This is a genomic window from Acinetobacter courvalinii, assembly GCF_014635545.1.
Taxonomy (GTDB): domain Bacteria; phylum Pseudomonadota; class Gammaproteobacteria; order Pseudomonadales; family Moraxellaceae; genus Acinetobacter; species Acinetobacter courvalinii.
On the sequence record NZ_BMDA01000001.1, the window covers coordinates 68,717 to 86,674 of the forward strand.

Here is a 17,958-nt window from a genome sequence, read left to right on the forward strand (position 1 = left end):
TGAATTATTTGTTGGATTTATATTAAACCAGTATTTTAGAATCTCTATATTTATCAAATTCACATTTTTGTTGATAATTTTTTTTGTTGAAATTTTATTAATGTTAATTTTAGGAAAAAGGTCTATTTAATTTAAATAGACCTTTTCAGAAATTATGGGGTGATGGTATCTGAACATCTACCAGCTGGATAACGTGGGACCACTAATGAGTAGGTTTCAGTCAGGAATGCTCCACCATTAGGTTTTATTTGTTTACGTTTATAAGTGCATTTAATCCAGTAGGTATCAGGTTCAGATTTAATGAGATACCACGGTCCCCATTGTTTTGGCCCATTATTGCCAATGACAGTATCGGCTGATGTCATTGTACTAATGGATAATAACGTTAAGAAAAATGACATAAACAATATTTTAATCTTATTCATAAGGATTCCGATAATTGTTAATAATTTAGTGGAAAATTTTATTTTAGCCTTTTTAATATTTATCTAAAATAAATATTAATTAAAAAGCTGTTTATAATATAAATTATTTTACCAAAAGGTAAAATAAATATTTTTATTGAATGTATCAATTTATTTCGATTTTTTGTTTATCCATGATTGCAACTTTTAGGGTAAAACAAATACTTCCTTGCAATTAGAGTAATAGACTTAGTAATGCTTCTGCTTAACTTCTCTCTTTACTCGAAAATTTTTGCTGCATCTCTATTGCTTTAGTGACAACTTTCGTTTTTGACCATTTATCTAAAAATGTCTATAAATTGGCATTTTTTAGGCTGATCTTTATTGTTTATTTTCATTTAACATGTTTAAATGTTCGTAATTGAACAATAATGAACATTTGCGGTGATTTATGCAAACTTCTCCTCAGTCAAATGACAAAATTTATGATCTTGCCGTGATTGGTGGTGGTATCAATGGTGTTGGTATTGCTGCTGATGCATCAGGACGTGGTTTGTCGGTGTTCTTGTGCGAAAAAGATGATTTGGCCAGTCATACATCTTCTGCAAGTAGTAAACTGATTCATGGTGGTCTGCGCTACCTTGAGCATAAAGAGTTTCGCTTGGTGCGTGAAGCATTGGCTGAACGTGAGGTATTGTTAGCCAAAGCGCCGCATATTATTCGTCCAATGCGTTTTATCATGCCGCATCGTCCGCATTTGCGTCCGGCCTGGTTAATCCGTACCGGTTTGTTCTTTTATGACCATCTGGGCAAACGCGAAAAATTATTGGGTTCAAATAATGTTTACTTTAAGGAAGACAGTCCGCTAAATGCTGCGATTACCCGTGGTTTTGAGTATTCGGATTGTGCCGTCGATGACGCGCGTCTGGTGGTGTTGAATGCCATGCATGCACGTGAAAAGGGTGCTGATATTGTGACCCGTACCCGTTGTTTATCTGCACAACGTGAAGGTCAGTACTGGGTGGTTGATCTGGAAAATGAACAAGGTCAATTCCAGATTAAAGCCAAGGCTTTGGTGAATGCTGCTGGCCCTTGGGTTGCACAATTCATTAAGCAGGATTTACAACTTAAATCACCATACGGTATCCGTTTGATTCAGGGCAGTCACATCATTGTGCCGAAGCTGTATGAAGGCGACAAAGCATTTATTATGCAAAATGATGATCGTCGTATCGTGTTTGCGATTCCGTATCTGGATCAGTACACCATGATTGGAACCACAGACCGTGAGTACCAAGGTGATCCAGCACAAGTGAAAATTACCCAGGAAGAGACCGATTATCTGATTAAAGTGAGCAATGCACACTTTAAAAATCAGTTGACGCAAGCCGATATCGTGTCTACTTTTGCGGGTGTACGTCCATTGTGTGATGATGAATCGGATAATCCGTCTGCCATTACCCGTGACTATACCTTGGCACTTTCTAAAGAGTCGGCTGAGCAGGCACCGCTACTTTCAGTGTTTGGTGGTAAATTAACTACTTACCGTAAGTTGGCAGAGTCTGCCATGCAGCAGTTAAAACCATTCTTCCCGGACATGAAGGGGAGCTGGACGGCAACTGAAGCCTTACCAGGTGGTGAAAATATGGAGTCGGCTGAACAGTTGGCAAAAGAAATTCGTGCACAAGTGACAGATGCTTCTGAAACTTTAGCAAAACGTTGGGCATCTGCATACGGTTCGCGCATCTGGAATATTGTGGGTGAAGCCACTTCAATCGAGCAGCTTGGACAGCATTTTGGTCAAGGCCTATATGCAAAAGAAGTTGACTACTTATGTGCTGTTGAGTGGGCGAGCAATAGTCAGGATGTGTTGTGGAGACGCTCTAAATTGGGTCTAAACTTTGCGCAAAGCGAAATTGAAAGTTTAGATGCCTATCTGGCAACTAAACCACATCACACTGTTGCTGCTTAAGTCTTTTCATAAAAAAAGCCCCCTGATATAGGGGGCTTTTTTTATTAGTATCTAAATTTTAGTGCAACGGTATAATTGGCTGGCTCGCCGTAGAATGCCTGACCATCAGTGAAGCTGTTCAGGTACTTTTTATCGGTGACATTGTCGGCATTGGCCTGAATGCTAAAGTTAGGGCTGACTTCATAACTTGCCATCAAATTCAGCAAGGCATAATCCCCCTGTTTCAGGTAAGTCGAATACGTCGGATCGAAGCGGGTAATCTTGCTTTGCCATTTTAAGCCTGCGCCCACTTTCAGTTTTGGTAACTGGGTAGGTGAATAAGTGGTCAACAGGTTGAAGCTTTGGGTTGGATTATAGGTTCTGGCCGCACCGCCATTTTTCATATCTTGCAGACTGAATTGGGTGTAGCCCAAAGAGACATTGACCTGATCGGTGAGTTGACCAGCCAAGCCGACTTCTACACCTTGTGAGCGTAAGTCGCTAATTGCTGAGGTACGATTGAGCGGATGACTGTCGGCTGGTCGAAGTGGATAATTATTTTCCTCGGTTCTGAATACGGCTAATGTGCCGGTTAGTTTATTGTCTAACCATGCACTTTTTACCCCGATTTCGTAGCTTTTACCTTTGATTGGATCGGCGACTTTCCCTGTTTTTTCATCCACTGAGGTTTGTGGGCGAAAAATCGAGGTATAGCTCATATAACCTGTATATTCAGGAGTAAAGTTATAGGTGATGCCGGCATAGGGTGAGACTTTACTTTCATCATAATTCATCGGCGAGCTATAACTTGCGCCTTTACTTTTGGCTTGAACATAGTTCGCACCTAAGGTTAATTTCAGGCCTTCGTTTAAATGCAGGCGGGTTGCTGCGTAAACGGACTGATTCCGTTGGGTGTAATCCGCAGCATCCGTTAAGGCACTCCAGGTGACATTGTTTGGTGTCCAGCTTGCCCAGCCCGTTGTACATGGAGCTTTGTATTGATTAGCACCTGTACCACGGGTACATGACCCGATATTGTTATCGAGGATCGTTCCGGATTTCTGCTTATCTTTTTGTTCGCTTTGAGAATAGGTGTAGCCCACAATGGCTTCGTGTTCGCGTCCTAAAAGGTCAAATTTACCTTGCAGGTTAAAATCGGCAGTTTGTAGTTTATTATGTTCTGTTCCACCCCAGGCGGTTAGATCGACGTCTGAACCATCGGCCTTCGGATAGCCATAATAGTAAAGTAACTGGCTACTACGCTCTTTTTCATTGTAGTTATAGCTCAGGTTGGCAGACCATGTGTCAGAGAGCTTTTGTTTTAGTTCAAAGAATGCATTACGTGAGGTGTTGTCCCAATAGGTCCAGTCCGGATTGGGATTGTAAGAACGATCATAACTGAGTTGCTTGCCTGTGGAATCCATCAGCGGTAACGCACCCCAGTTGTTGGCATTCGGTTTGTTCTTTTCTTGGCTGGCACCCACTGTAATGAGGGTGTTATCCGTAAGATCTGCCTCTAATACCCCTGCAATCCCGTTTTTTTCGGAGGTGTAGCGATCTAAATGGGAGTCACCGGTCTGCTCAAAACCGGCAAGGCGACCACGAATATTGCCACTTGGTGTCAGGCTACCAGAAGCATCTGCTTCATAGCGTTGCGTATCCCATGAACCATAGCTCAACCCGGCATTGGCCTGAAATTCTTTGGTCGGACGTTTGCGAATATAGTTGATGGTTGCGCTCGGGTCACCAAAGGCATTGGTGAGCGCATCTGCACCTTTAATCACTTCAATGCGATCATAAAAAAAGCTATCGGGATTGGTATCGTTATAGTTCCATGCGCTTGCAGGGAAGCCGACACCATCGACCAGAATATTGGAAATCTCAAAACCACGTGCCATATACACAGAGCGTTCAGTTTCAGATGAGTTGACGGTCACCCCCGGAGTGTTATTTAAAATGTCGCGGGAACTGGTGAGTCCAAAATCATCCATTTGTTGGCGTGTGACAACATTGATGGTTTGAGGTGTTTCTTTGGCTTCAATGTTGAGCTTGGTTGCACTTGAACTGTGCTTGATCGTGTAGGCTTTGCTTTGTTCGCTAGGGCCATCATTCTGAGTGGCTTGTACCTTAATCGTCGGGAGTTGTTGCGATGCCTCATCAACTGCATGACTATATGAGCTGATACTGACGAGTGTAGAAATTGCTAAAAACAGGGGAGTGCGTTTAAACAGTGGGGAAGAGCTCATGCTTACAACCATGTAAATGAGAAATATTATTATTATAATTATTGTTAATATTCGTTAATTTTGCAATTTGTTTTGTCTTAAGCTTAATGGGAATAGTTAGGGCTAAGCAGGGGATTGATAGAAAATTTCGACAAGCCATAAAAAAAGGCCACCGAAGTGACCTTTTTATTCTCTTTGAACCCGCTTTATGAAAGAGGGAAGTTAAGAGGCTTAAGCAGATTTAACCGCTGCCAGTAATTCATTTTGACGATCTTTAAGCGCTTGAGGTAAGCGGTCACCAAGTTTGGTAAATAACTCAGTGTGGCTTTCAAGTTCTTTGATCCACTGGTCTTTGTCTTGTGCAGTGACTGTTTCGAATTGCTCTTTAGAGAACTCGATACCTGTCCAGTTCAATTGTTCGTAAGTTGGAACATAACCGATTGGTGTTTCAGTCGCTTCAGCGCGGCCTTCACAACGATCGATGATCCACTCAAGAACACGCATGTTTTGACCGAAACCAGGCCATACGAAGTTGCCTTCAGCATCACGACGGAACCAGTTTACGTTGAAGATTTTTGGTAATTTGTTACCAGCAGCTTCAGCTTTCGCACCGACTTTTTTGCCCATGTCTAACCAGTGACCGAAGTAATCAGCCATGTTGTAACCGGCAAATGGAAGCATTGCGAAAGGATCGCGACGCACGATACCTTGTTGACCAACAGCCGCGGCAGTGGTTTCAGAACCCATGGTTGCTGCTTTATAAACGCCGTCAACCCAGTCAAATGCTTCAGAGACTAAAGGCACGGTGTCTGCACGACGACCACCGAAGATGAATGCAGAGATTGGTACGCCTGCTGGATTTTCCCAGTCAGCATCAATCGAAGGGCATTGACCCGCAGAAACGGTAAAGCGTGAGTTTGGATGCGCAGCTTTTTCGCCTTCAACGTATGGTTGACCTTTCCAGGTGATAAGATCAGCTGGAACTTCTTTAGTCAAACCTTCCCACCATACTTCGCCGTCTTTGGTTACTGCAACGTTGGTATAGATAACATCTTTATGCATCGTTGCGATACAGTTCGGGTTAGTCTTGGTATTGGTACCTGGCGCAACACCGAAGAAACCAGCTTCAGGATTGATTGCGTATAAGCGACCATCTTCACCTGGTTTGATCCAGGCAATATCGTCGCCTACAGTTTCAATCTTCCAGCCTTCGTAGCCAGCTGGTGGAATCAACATGGCAAAGTTGGTTTTACCACAAGCAGAAGGGAATGCAGCTGCGATGTAGTGTTTTTCACCTTGCGGATTGGTCACGCCTAAAATCAGCATGTGTTCAGCTAACCAGCCTTGTTCGCGGCCCATTGCAGAAGCAATACGTAATGCAAGGCACTTTTTACCAAGCAAGGCATTACCGCCGTAACCAGAACCGTAAGACCAGATTTCACGTGTTTCTGGATAGTGAACGATATATTTTTCATTGTTACATGGCCAAGCAACATCTTTTTGACCATCTTTAAGCGGTGCAGCAACCGTGTGTACACATGGGATGAATTCGCCATCTGTGCCTAACACGTCATAAACTGCTTTGCCCATACGTGCCATTTTTGTCATGCTGACAGCAACGTAAGGAGAATCTGTTAATTCGATACCAATGTGTGCAATGTGGCTTCCTAAAGGACCCATCGAGAAGGGAACCACATACATGGTACGGCCTTCCATTGCACCGTCAAATAATCCATTTAATTTTGCGCGCATTTCCGCAGGAGCAACCCAGTTATTCGTTGCGCCAGCATCTTCTTGGTTTTGAGAGCAGATATAAGTGCGGTCTTCAACACGAGCAACGTCAGAAGGATCAGAATTTGCAAGATAAGAACCAGGATGTTTTTCTTGGTTAAGTTTCTGCATGGTGCCGTTAGCGATCATCAAGTCCATAAGACGTTGATATTCCTCTTCGCTGCCGTCACACCATTCGATTTTTGCTGGTTTGGTTAATTTTGCAATTTCTTCCACCCATGCAATTAGCTTAGGGTGACGAACGAATTCTGGTGCGTTCACTTGGGTCATGGTGATGCCTTTTTAAAGTGTGTACAACGTACAAGTTCTATCTACTGGATGGCAGTAAGACAGATGAAGTAAAAAAAGTGGCTGTATTAAAGCATAAAATCATAAAAAATATAAGACTAAAGAATAGGGTGGGTTCTAAAGTAGGGATTGCTAACATGTTTATAAGTTTTTGTTTTTAAAATAATTTATCATTTTATATTTTGCTATTTTGTTTATTTATATATGTTATTTTTGTTATAAATTTTTATTAAAAACAATGATTTAATTATTTTTTTATTTTCTTGAGAATTGTTATTGATTATATGAATGAAGCTCATTCAAAATTTACATAAACAAGCTATTATTTGTTGATTTTGTAAACAAAAATAGCCCTGTAATCTTCCTTAAGGTTGAAAGTTATGTCCCCTAATGTCCAGCCTCTGTCCATTATTTATAATCAAAAATCGGGTTTTCATGCGGCACAGCAAGATGAAGAATATGAGCGTCTGATGACCTTCTGGACGCAATATGGATTTGAAATTCAGGTGTTTGAGCTCAGTTCGCAAACAGATTTTGATGCCATGATGAGAACGGTGCTGGCTCGCCATCAACAGACGGAATCACGCGGCGTTGTGGTGGCAGCAGGAGGAGATGGCACGCTCAATGCGGTCGCAAAAAAACTGATGCATACCGATATTCCGATGGGCATTATTCCCTTGGGCACTTTTAATTATGTGGCACGGGTCTTGAATATTCCCCTGGATGTGTTTCAAGCTGCAGAGGTGATTGCTACCGGCGCGATTCAGAAAGTCCATATTGCAACGATCAATGATCAGATTTACTTAAATAATGCCAGTCTCGGCTTATATCCTTTATTTATTAAAAAGCGTGAGCGCTTTAACCAGCATCTAGGGCGTCTTCCTTTAAATGCTTATACCTCTGCGCTAGATGTTTTGTTGCGTGAGCATAAATCCCTGAAACTGTCAGTCAGCGTGGATGGAGAAAAATATCCTGTGGCAACGCCATTGATTTTCTTTGGCAATAATCAGCTACAACTCAGTGACATGAAATTAAGAATTGCGGAGTGTGCTGCCAACGGCAAACTGGCTGGGGTTGTGGTGGCTAAAAGTGACCGCTTCAGTTTGTTAAAATTGTTATGGAAACTGATTCAGGGAAAAATCGATCAGGCTTCTGGTGTCTATACATTTTGTGCCGAGCATATCCAGGTCGATTGTAAAAAGCCACAGTTAACTGTTGCAATAGATGGAGAGTTGAAAGAGATGCAAACCCCATTAAAATTTGCCGTTGAAAAATCTGCTTTAAAGGTAATGGTTCCGAATGTTACTGCATCTGTCTGACCTGCATTTTGGAACGGAGCGTGAAGCCTGTATTGACGCGATCAAACAGTTTTGTCTGGATCATCGTCCAGAAGCGGTGGTGGTGAGTGGCGATCTGACCCAACGTGCGCGATTAAAGCAGTTTTATGCCTGCCGTCAATTTCTGGATGCACTGGAAATTCCTTATCTGGTGGTGCCTGGTAATCATGACATTCCGCTTTATCATGTCTGGAACCGTTTTTTCTCTCCTTTTGTGCGTTATCAGGCCTTCTTTGGTCGTATGGAAACCACTTTGGAGACTGAACATTTCTATTTGGTGGGCGTAAACAGTATCCGGCGGCGCTACCATACCCGGGGACATGTTTCTCTAGAGCAAATTCATGAAACTTATCAGCGTTTGAACAATGCGCCCGCGCATAAAATCAAAATGGTGGTGTTTCATCAACCTTTTTATACCTTTCCCAATGAACATGGCGATAAAGACTGTCCAGTGCTGGGGAAAATTGCTTTGGAGCAGTGGGGTAAAACCGGCTTGTTCGGTTTATTACATGGTCATTTACATAAAGTGGCGATACACGATCTCAATCAGATTTTTCATTTGGGGTTTGATCATCCGATTCTGGATATTCATGCAGGAACAGCCACATCCAAGCGTTTACGCTTCGGATTATCCAATAGTTTTAATGTGATTTCGGATCAGGGGTGGATCGAGCATTACTGGTTCGATGAATCGCTGCAAACATTTGTGAAATCACAAAATGTTGTTTAATTCGGCATAACCTTATTCTTGTGCTCAAAAAAACATCTATAAATAGAATTTTTTTTTATTTTCCCCTTGAAGCCATTTTTTTCATCCCCAAAAAAGTGGCATACCAAAATTTTATATGTGTTGCCACGAACTGGTGACATACATTAATCAATAAGACTAAGTCTGATGGAGTTAACTATGAGCAACATTCGTCCATTACATGATCGTGTTGTGATTCGTCGCGTAGAAGAAGAAACCAAAACGGCTGGTGGTATTTTACTTCCAGGTTCTGCTGCAGAAAAACCATCTCAAGGTGAAGTAATTGCAGTTGGTAATGGTCAGATCACTGACAACGGCGTTCGTGCTTTAGACGTTAAAGTTGGCGACAAAGTATTGTTCGGTACTTATGCGGGTACAACAGTAAAAGTAAGTGGTGAAGAACTCTTGATTATGAAAGAGTCGGATATCTTAGCTGTGCTTGAAGGCTAATCGACACATAACTCAAATTTATTATCAGATTCAGTAATTAAAAAGATTCGGAGTTTAACATGTCAGCTAAAGACGTAAAATTTGGTGATTCAGCTCGCTCAAAAATGATTGCAGGCGTTAACGTACTTGCAGATGCAGTAAAAGTAACTTTAGGCCCTAAAGGCCGTAACGTTGTTATCGACCGTTCTTTCGGTGCGCCACACATCACTAAAGACGGTGTGACTGTTGCGAAAGAAATTTCTTTAAAAGACAAGTTTGAAAACATGGGTGCTCAACTTGTTCGTGAAGTTTCTTCTAAAACCAATGACATCGCGGGTGACGGTACAACAACTGCAACTGTACTTGCTCAAGCAATTTTAAATGAAGGGATCAAATCAGTAACTGCTGGTATGAACCCAATGGATTTAAAACGTGGTATCGACATCGCAGTAAAAACTGTGGTTGAAAATATCCGTACCAACGCAAAACCTGCTGATGATTTCAAAGCAATTGAACAAGTAGGTTCAATCTCTGCGAACTCTGATACCACTGTAGGTAAACTGATCGCTCAAGCGATGGAAAAAGTGGGTAAAGAAGGTGTCATCACTGTAGAAGAAGGTTCTGGCTTCGAAGACGCTTTAGACGTTGTAGAAGGTATGCAGTTCGACCGTGGTTATATCTCTCCATACTTCGCGAACAAGCAAGATACGCTTACTGCTGAACTTGAAAATCCGTTCATCCTGCTTGTTGACAAAAAAATCAGCAACATCCGTGAATTGATTACGGTATTGGAAGCTGTTGCTAAAACAGGTAAACCACTACTTATCATCGCTGAAGATGTTGAAGGCGAAGCGCTTGCGACTCTTGTTGTGAACAACATGCGCGGTATTATCAAAGTATGTGCGGTGAAAGCACCAGGTTTTGGTGACCGCCGTAAAGCAATGCTTCAAGACATCGCGATCTTGACTGGCGCGACTGTTATTTCTGAAGAAGTGGGTATGTCTTTAGAGCAAGCTTCTCTTCAAGATTTAGGTACTGCGCACAAAATCACAGTATCTAAAGAAAACACTGTGATCGTTGATGGTGCAGGTAATGCTGAGCAAATCGCTGAACGTGTTCAACAGATCCGTGCGCAAATCGAAGAATCTACTTCTGAATATGACAAAGAAAAACTTCAAGAACGCGTTGCTAAATTAGCAGGCGGTGTTGCAGTCATCAAAATTGGTGCAGCAACTGAAGTTGAAATGAAAGAGAAGAAAGACCGTGTAGACGATGCGCTTCACGCAACTCGTGCAGCAGTTGAAGAAGGTGTTGTTGCGGGTGGTGGTGTTGCACTAGTACGCGCAGTAAATGTGTTAGATGGCTTAAAAGGCGCTAACGAAGACCAAACTGCGGGTATCAACATTTTACGTCGTGCGATTGAAGCGCCACTTCGTCAAATCGTTTCAAATGCAGGTGATGAGCCTTCAGTTGTGATCAATGCAGTTAAAGCGGGTGAAGGTAACTTCGGTTATAACGCTGCAACTGGTGAATATGGCGATATGTTAGAAATGGGTATCCTTGACCCTGCTAAAGTAACGCGTTCTGCACTTGAACACGCAGCTTCTGTTGCCGGTTTAATGTTGACGACTGAATGCATGATTACTGACATCCCAGAAGACAAACCAGCTGCTCCAGATATGGGTGGTATGGGTGGTATGGGTGGAATGATGTAATTGCGCATCGACGTCTAGATCAAAAAAAAATCCCTGCCTATGCAGGGATTTTTTTATATGCCAAATATTGAATGTTTATTTAAATAAAATAATTGTCCAAGTAAAAAAGATAATGGCTAAAGAAACAAATTGCGCAGCGCTGCCCATATCTTTGGCATTTTTAGACAACTCATGTTTTTCCAGCGAAATGCGGTCAACAACGGCTTCAATGGCGGAGTTGAATAACTCTACAATAATCGCCAACAGGCAGACAGCGACCATCAAAGCCTGTTCCAAAGCCGAGACATGCACAAAAAAGCTCAGCGGAATCAAGATGACATTGAGCAAGATCACTTGTCTAAATGCAGCTTCATGACTAAATGCTGCTTTAAAGCCGGCCAGTGAATAGCCCGTAGCATTGAAAATCCGTTTGAGGCCATTTTTGCCTTTATAAGGAGAGTAGGGTGTCATTGCGATATGGAGAGACAGAAGAAAGCTTTAGTATAAATCCAAATATGTTGCAGTAAATTGGCAAGATGTCGCATGCGTGTACCAATCAGCGCCTTTTTTTGCCATCAAAACAGACCATGTGGTATTTAGGAATTGTCAATTCGAATCAGGCTAAGGATAATAAGCATTAATCTATTGAGGAAAGCTGCTGCATGAAAATTATCGCAGATGAAAATTTGGCATTTACCGATTATTTCTTTGCGGAATTTGCAGAAATACAGCATCGGGCAGGGCGTAGCTTGATGCATCAGGATGTACAGGATGCAGATGCACTGTTGGTTCGTTCGGTGACCAAAGTGAACCATGCCTTAATTGATCAGACCAAGATCAAGTTTGTCGGCAGTGCCACCATTGGAACCGATCATTTAGATATTCAGGCTTTAGAACAACAAAATATTGTCTGGAGCAATGCGCCTGGTTGTAATGCACAAGCGGTGGCGGAATATGTGATTACAGCCTTATTGCATTTAAATGCTGATTTATTAGAGAAAGACCAAGACTTTACTTTAGCGATTGTGGGTCTGGGTAATGTGGGCAGCCGTCTGGCGGTGATGGCGCAACTATTGGGCTGGAATGTCATCGGTTACGATCCTTATGTGCAACTTGCCGGGATTGAAAATGCTTCTTTTGAGGCATTGTTAAATCGTGCCGATGCCATTTCAATTCATGTACCTTTAACGGTGTCTGGCGATTATCCAACCCAGCATTTATTTGATGCGACTGCATTTGCTGCAATGAAACCATCTGCTATTTTAATCAATAGTGCGCGTGGACCTATAATTGAACAGGCTGCATTAATGGCAGATATTATCGCGACGCGGCGTAAAGTGGTCCTGGATGTGTTTGAGTTCGAGCCAGAAATTTCAGAACAATTATTGGATCTACTGGCATTAGCGACACCGCATATTGCGGGTTATAGCCTGGAAGGTAAGGCCAGAGGCACGCAGATGATCTATGAGGCGTTTTGCCAGACCTTTGCTTATGAGCTAACAAAGCGTTTTGAAAGCCAGTTGCCACAGGTGTCTCAATACTTTGAACAGGATTTAAAAGCGGCACTTAAACAGCATCTCACGCAAATTTATGATATTGCTGCGGATGATCAGCAACTCCGTGCTTGTGTTCAGGACGGCAAGGTCGAGCAAACCGCATTTGATTTACTCCGAAAAAATTATCCTTTGCGCCGTGAATGGGCTGCACATGGTGGGCCAAAAGCATGAGCCAGATGATGAACAACTATCAGCCAACGTGCTCCATTGAGGCTTTAAAAGCACGTGCAGCGATGTATCAGAAAATCCGCCAGTTTTTTGCTGAGCGTCATGTTCTCGAAGTGGAAACCCCAGTGCTGTCCCAGGCGGGTGTGACCGATGTGCATTTGGCTTCAGTGCAGGTACAGCGTCATATTCATGGCAAATTAAATACCCAATATTTACAGACTTCACCCGAGTTTCCAATGAAACGCTTATTGGCCAGTGGAAGTGGACCAATTTATCAAATTTGTAAAGTATTTCGTGATGATGAGCATGGGCGTAAGCATAACAGTGAATTTACCATGCTGGAATGGTATCGTCCAGGGCTGGATTTAAAGGCACTGATGCATGAAACGGCGGATCTGTTAGCAACCTGTTTGGCACATCGTTTTGGTGAAATTCGTCCAGTGGTGCTGAGTTATAAGCATGCCTTTCAGGATCGTCTTGAGATTAATCCATTGCAGGCAACCTTAAAACAACTCAAGGATACCGCCAATCGTGTCGGTCTGAATCTTGACTTGGGGGATGATCGTCTGGGGTATATGGATCTGTTGTTTTCGCACTTTGTCGAGCCAAGTCTGGGTTTTGATGCGCCTGTCTTTTTAACCGATTTTCCACCTGAAATGGCGTCACTGGCCAAAGTGAAACAGGATGAAGAGGGTGAACTGGTTGCAGCACGTTTTGAGGTTTATATTGAAGGGCTGGAACTGGCGAATGCCTATGATGAATTGCTGGATGCCGAGGTATTGGCCTCCCGTTTTGAAGCCGATAATGCAGAGCGAGCACAACAAGGTTTGCCTGTGATTCCAACCGATCAGTATTTGCTGGCAGCTTTACCGCATATGCCTGAATGTTCCGGGATCGCGTTAGGGATTGACCGTTTATTGATGGTGGTGATGAATCAGGTCAAGATTGATCAGGTGATTGCTTTCCCTGCCGAGATTGCGTAACGCTGCGTATTTTATGGCCTAGACTAATTGCATCAACAACTGTATCAATTCACTTTGTCGATGTGTTCTGGTCTTTTTGAAAATAGCTTGCAGGTGCTTTTTCACGGTATCGGCCTGAATTTCATATAAAAGGGCAATTTCTTTAGTGGTTTTGCCTTTCAACAGTTGCTCGCATATTTTATGTTCGACCGGTGTGAACATAAACAGCTGAGTACATCGGTCTTTTTGATATTTAGGCAGATGTTGCAGCCCTGAAAATGTTGCCAGTAATACGGGGCGTAAACCAAAAATCTTATGGGTTTTTTCGGGGCAGAGCAGATCCAGTGTTAAAAACAGCTGATGATCGAGGTGCATCACCTGACTCCGTTCAGCATAACCGACCTGAGAACTGGTGTGATGCAGGCGTTCTAATTCAAGCAGGTGCTGTTCAAATATTTGCTGTTTATGTGGTTCGAAGTAGAAGCGGCGCTGTTCAATCCGGATGTGCGTATTATGTTCGAGAAATTTTTCTGCCTCGGCATTCATCTCCAGAATATCGCCGTTGAGATTAATAATCGCAATGGGTTGATTCATTTTCCGGATCAATTGTGATCCAAGTAGGGTCATGGTGGAATATTCAAAATGATGGCGATAGTGCTGAAGCTTTTGCTGGATCTGCGGCAATATCTCATAAATCGGCTGGAGTTCAGAGCAACTTAATGCACCACGATCGGGGCTGGTGAGCAAGGCCAGAATCACACAGATTTTATGATCATAAATGACCTGAAGTGCTGAGCAAAAACGTAAATTGAGCGGTTGTAAAATCTGTTGGTAGACCTGGGTCTGAACAATGTCCTGTTCGCTAAAGTGTTGTGTGCAATGCATCCAGCCTGTGAGCGGTGCTGCCAATAATTTTTTTAGTTGTGGGTCATCATCAAAAGCTAAACGAAGTTGTTGCAGCGCCGCTCGCTCAAGTTGCTGGGGATCAAGATCAACCCCATGATGTACACTAAATGACAGGGCCTGCACTTCAAGATCGACTGCCAGAAGTTGTGTGGCCTGAAGGTCAAAATGCTGGTTTAGCTGTTCAAGGAAAATCAACCAGTCATCAGCATGTTGAACCTTGTTCAGAATGTCCAGTACAGCATGGGATTGGGTTTGATTCATTGAATGTGTCCAGCAAAGAGCAAGATCTATTTCCATATAGTTTATATGGGTTTTATCCAAATAAAATGATCAATCAGAAAAAATGTAATTTTTTTATACAATGACAGATGAAATGAGCCATGCAGGGACGATGGAAAACAAATCAATTGCCTCAACCCTCATGGCTTTAGGCAAGATGACATTTAGCAACGGCCTTTTTTGGCCTGTCCTGGTGGGCAAAAGTCGTCATGGCCATCGCGATATCCTTCCTGATCGATCACAACACTGCCATGCGGTGTATGCACTGCACAAGCGGATAGGCTGATATCAACAGCAGATCAAGGTAGCGTGATATTTTTTCATGGTTCCGTCCCGTATTTTTATTGCTTTAAGGATCACTTTAAAACGATCAGTTACTTTTTACCAGAACGGGACTAAAACTTTAAGATTGATCTCACAGTTAAGGTCGTAACACGGTTCTAAACCCGACATGGGTTGCCGCCAGATCAAACTCCTGAGGATAACGACTGCTATTGCGATAACGTGCACAGAAATTAGAGGCACACAAGAATGAGCCACCTTTCAGCACATATTGAGTGGTCGCGTTATTATGTTGACGCAAGTCGGTATAATTACCCATGTGTTGATCATGTGCACCGTGATAGACCGAAGACGTCCATTCCCAGACATTGCCAATCATGTCAAACAGTTTAAAGGCATTGGCCGGGTAACAGCCGACAGGGGCAACCCCTTCAAAATGATCTTCAACGGTATTGTTACGTGGAAAATCACCTTGCCAATAATTGGCTTGCGGATGTTGATGGGCATCTTGTGGGGCTTGGTGTAAAGGGGTATCTGTTTTTGAACCGGCTTTGGCGGCATATTCCCATTCCAGCTCGGTGGGCAAATCGTGTCCTAACCAAACTGCATAATGCTCTGCATCATTCTTGGTGACATAGCGCACGGGTTCGGAGGGCAGAGGGGCTTGACTCTGAGGGCCATTCGGGCTTTTCCAGGTATAGTCAGCTTTGAGTTGCCACCATTGATTCGGTCGATTCAGATCAGGAGAGAATACCGCCGCCTGCTTTTGCTTTTCTGCATCGGTAACGTAGCCCGTCGCTTTGACAAAACTGGAAAACTGGGCAACTGTGACTTCGGTCTGATCGATCCAGAAGCCCTCGACTTGACGCTCTCTCGCGCCAAAATTGAGTTCATCGGGATAGGCCTGATTAGAACCCAGTGGAAAGGAGCCTTTAGGAATCCAGACCATGCCCGCTGTTTTATGTTTTTGCCAGGCATCGGGTAAGCCAGAATAATTCTGGCATTGGCTTACAGAGCCCAACGATAAAGGTTGAGCTGTTGGGTGTTGTTGCGATGGCTTTACCTTCGACTCAACTTTGCTGCAACCTGCCACAAGGGACAGGCTACAGATGGAAACTAGAATGCTACTCAGTTTCATTGAGGGTTGTATTCCTTAACGCCATTTTGCTGGGTGTATTTGTTATATACATCGACCAGTTCTTGTAGCTTCGCTGGATTACTTTGGGCAAGGTTTTGGGTTTCACCCCGATCATTTTTCAGGTTATAGAGTTCCCAATTGCCTGTACCAAGTGTGGCTGGGTTATCTTGTAAAACAACTTTCCAGTCGCCTTGACGAGCATATTTGTTTCCATGTAATTCATCGGCAAAGCTAAAGTTGACTGGGCGAATCGCCTGAGCCTTGTTTTCAAGTAGCGGTTTCCATGAATAGCCGCTTGGGGTATTCACCTGACGACCTTTATATTGGCCCTGTGGCACAGCAATATTGGCATAATCTAAAACCGTCGGGAAAACATCCAGCACCGAGGCAAATCCATGATGAGTCGCCTGAGCCTGGGTTTGATAAGGGAGTTTTACAATGGCAGGGGCAGTGGTCGCACCTTCACCTGCCGTATCTTTCCACAAATGAAATGGCGCAGCACTCACTTCTGCCCAGCGTGGCCCGACATAATGATAAGAACTGGATGTACCCACATTGCTGACGCTGTTATCAAAGCCTGATTCGGGACCATAGTTGCCACGGATAAACCCTTCGGCACCATTATCTGAAACAAAGAAAATCAGTGTATTGTCATATAAATTATTGCGTTTGAGATATTGAATCACTCGACCAATATTGGCATCCAGATTTTCCACCATGCCTGCGTAGATTTCCATTCTACGGGCTTCCAGTGCTTTTTGTTCAGCCGAAAGCTCGTTCCATTTGCCGTATTTTTGTGGGGCATTTTGCGTGGCAACCGGTTCTGCGGCAATAAAGTTGGCTGGAATCAGGCCGAGCTGTTTCTGGCGGGCAATACGTGCATCGCGAATCACGTCATAGCCGACGTCATAAACACCACGATAACGGTCACGATATTCAGCAGGGGCTTGTAAAGGCCAATGCGGTGCAGTGTAAGCCGCATAGGCAAAGAAGGGCTTGCCTGAGTTTTTACCTGACTCTAGATAACTGATCAATTTGTCTGTGAAATAGTTGGTCGAGAAGAAATCATCAGGTAAAGATGAAATCGGCACTTGTTTACCATCTTCGGTATAAGTGGCGTTGCGTTTATAGGCAGTCGGTGCCTGTTTAAAATGCAAATCCAGTCCTTGCAGCAAGGTAAAGGAATGGTCAAAACCTTTGGCATGGGCATTGGTTGCAGGGGTTAAGCCCAGATGCCATTTACCACTGATATAAGTGCGATAGCCATTGTCTTTGAGGACTTCAGCTATCGAAAGTGAACGTTCATTCAGATAGCCTTCATATCCGGGTTGGCCTTCTAGATGCGTAGGCGTGAGTTCGGCCATCGCGCCAATACCCGCCAGATGGTGGTCAGTCCCTGAAATCAATTGCGAACGGGTTGGCGAGCAGGTTGGGGCAGTGTGATAGTCGGTTAAAATACGACCTGCTCGGGTGAGTTCATCAATATTGGGGGTATGAATTTCTCCACCAAAAGCGCCTAAGTCTGAATAGCCTAAGTCATCAGCCATGATGAATAAAATGTTAGGTTGTTTCTGGGTTTCGACCACAGTACTGGATTCTTTGGAATCATCATTACTGCATGCTGAAATCGAAAGGCTAAACAGGGCAATCGACAAGGTGGTGAGCAGGCTGTTACGAGGCATGAGAATCGACTTAATCCGTTAAAATAATGCAGTCGAGTTTAGAGAGATGATTTTTATGATAAAAATAATTAAAATTTGATTATTAATCTTAAAAAAAGAAAAGCCCCATCTCTGGGGC

The 17,958-nt window shown here is 43.3% G+C and carries 15 protein-coding genes; 7 read left to right on the forward strand and 8 right to left on the reverse strand.

Annotation, left to right across the window (positions count from 1 at the left end; translation table 11 throughout):
- Positions 1-152: 152 nt before the first annotated feature.
- Positions 153-365 carry a hypothetical protein gene (locus IEV39_RS00305; protein WP_126687684.1) on the reverse strand — a complete coding sequence of 71 codons (213 nt, stop codon included), beginning with the start codon at positions 363-365 and terminating at the stop codon, positions 153-155.
- A 490-nt stretch (positions 366-855) separates the two neighbouring features.
- Between IEV39_RS00305 and glpD the strand changes: the two genes are divergently transcribed.
- Entirely contained in the window at positions 856-2,376 is a 1,521-nt protein-coding gene (gene glpD / locus IEV39_RS00310) for a glycerol-3-phosphate dehydrogenase (protein WP_005288322.1), read from the forward strand.
- A gap of 44 nt (positions 2,377-2,420) precedes the next feature.
- On the opposite strand, the gene IEV39_RS00315 is transcribed toward glpD, so the two are convergent.
- Together IEV39_RS00315 and IEV39_RS00320 are read right to left on the reverse strand one after the other, a co-directional pair.
- The gene (locus IEV39_RS00315; protein WP_005288318.1) at positions 2,421-4,613 is read right to left on the reverse strand and encodes a TonB-dependent siderophore receptor; all 2,193 of its coding nucleotides are present in this window, start codon (positions 4,611-4,613) and stop codon (positions 2,421-2,423) included.
- 198 nt (positions 4,614-4,811) lie between these two features.
- Positions 4,812-6,641, reverse strand: a complete 1,830-nt coding sequence (locus IEV39_RS00320; RefSeq protein ID WP_005231827.1) for a phosphoenolpyruvate carboxykinase (GTP) — start codon at positions 6,639-6,641, stop codon at positions 4,812-4,814.
- A 398-nt stretch (positions 6,642-7,039) separates the two neighbouring features.
- Between IEV39_RS00320 and IEV39_RS00325 the strand changes: the two genes are divergently transcribed.
- The 4 genes from IEV39_RS00325 to groL all read left to right on the forward strand — a co-directional run bounded on the left by IEV39_RS00325 (position 7,040) and on the right by groL (position 10,888).
- On the forward strand, positions 7,040-7,978 hold the full coding sequence (locus tag IEV39_RS00325) for a diacylglycerol/lipid kinase family protein (RefSeq protein ID WP_005288314.1): 939 nt from the start codon (positions 7,040-7,042) through the stop codon (positions 7,976-7,978).
- Positions 7,959-8,726: a metallophosphoesterase family protein gene (locus IEV39_RS00330; RefSeq protein ID WP_005288311.1), complete on the forward strand. Its 768-nt coding sequence runs from the start codon at positions 7,959-7,961 to the stop codon at positions 8,724-8,726. Before IEV39_RS00325 ends, IEV39_RS00330 begins: the two co-directional genes overlap by 20 nt.
- Positions 8,727-8,903: 177 nt before the next feature.
- Positions 8,904-9,194 (forward strand): co-chaperone GroES, encoded by a 291-nt coding sequence (locus tag IEV39_RS00335; protein ID WP_004652030.1) that lies wholly within the window; start codon positions 8,904-8,906, stop codon positions 9,192-9,194.
- A gap of 59 nt (positions 9,195-9,253) precedes the next feature.
- Positions 9,254-10,888 carry a chaperonin GroEL gene (groL, locus tag IEV39_RS00340; protein WP_004878354.1) on the forward strand — a complete coding sequence of 545 codons (1,635 nt, stop codon included), beginning with the start codon at positions 9,254-9,256 and terminating at the stop codon, positions 10,886-10,888.
- Between the two features lie 75 nt (positions 10,889-10,963).
- Here groL and IEV39_RS00345 read toward each other — a convergent pair whose 3' ends face one another.
- Positions 10,964-11,338: a diacylglycerol kinase gene (locus IEV39_RS00345; RefSeq protein WP_005231823.1), complete on the reverse strand. Its 375-nt coding sequence runs from the start codon at positions 11,336-11,338 to the stop codon at positions 10,964-10,966.
- A gap of 191 nt (positions 11,339-11,529) precedes the next feature.
- On the opposite strand from IEV39_RS00345, the gene IEV39_RS00350 reads away from it, so the two are divergent.
- Together IEV39_RS00350 and epmA are read left to right on the forward strand one after the other, a co-directional pair.
- Positions 11,530-12,594 carry a 4-phosphoerythronate dehydrogenase gene (locus IEV39_RS00350; RefSeq protein WP_005288308.1) on the forward strand — a complete coding sequence of 355 codons (1,065 nt, stop codon included), beginning with the start codon at positions 11,530-11,532 and terminating at the stop codon, positions 12,592-12,594.
- 5 nt (positions 12,595-12,599) lie between these two features.
- A complete protein-coding gene (epmA, locus tag IEV39_RS00355; protein WP_167510623.1) occupies positions 12,600-13,574 on the forward strand; it encodes an EF-P lysine aminoacylase EpmA in 975 nt (324 codons plus the stop codon).
- An 18-nt stretch (positions 13,575-13,592) separates the two neighbouring features.
- Here epmA and IEV39_RS00360 read toward each other — a convergent pair whose 3' ends face one another.
- The 4 genes from IEV39_RS00360 to IEV39_RS00370 all read right to left on the reverse strand — a co-directional run bounded on the left by IEV39_RS00360 (position 13,593) and on the right by IEV39_RS00370 (position 17,840).
- Positions 13,593-14,720: a helix-turn-helix transcriptional regulator gene (locus tag IEV39_RS00360; RefSeq protein ID WP_005288300.1), complete on the reverse strand. Its 1,128-nt coding sequence runs from the start codon at positions 14,718-14,720 to the stop codon at positions 13,593-13,595.
- Positions 14,721-14,902: 182 nt separating this feature from the next.
- Complete coding sequence (locus IEV39_RS18655) at positions 14,903-15,025, reverse strand: hypothetical protein (RefSeq protein ID WP_371873701.1); 123 nt, start codon at positions 15,023-15,025, stop codon at positions 14,903-14,905.
- A 134-nt stretch (positions 15,026-15,159) separates the two neighbouring features.
- A complete protein-coding gene (locus IEV39_RS00365) occupies positions 15,160-16,158 on the reverse strand; it encodes an SUMF1/EgtB/PvdO family nonheme iron enzyme (protein WP_005288297.1) in 999 nt (332 codons plus the stop codon).
- A complete protein-coding gene (locus IEV39_RS00370; RefSeq protein ID WP_005288293.1) occupies positions 16,155-17,840 on the reverse strand; it encodes an arylsulfatase in 1,686 nt (561 codons plus the stop codon). Before IEV39_RS00370 ends, IEV39_RS00365 begins: the two co-directional genes overlap by 4 nt.
- Between the last annotated feature and the right edge of the window lie 118 nt (positions 17,841-17,958).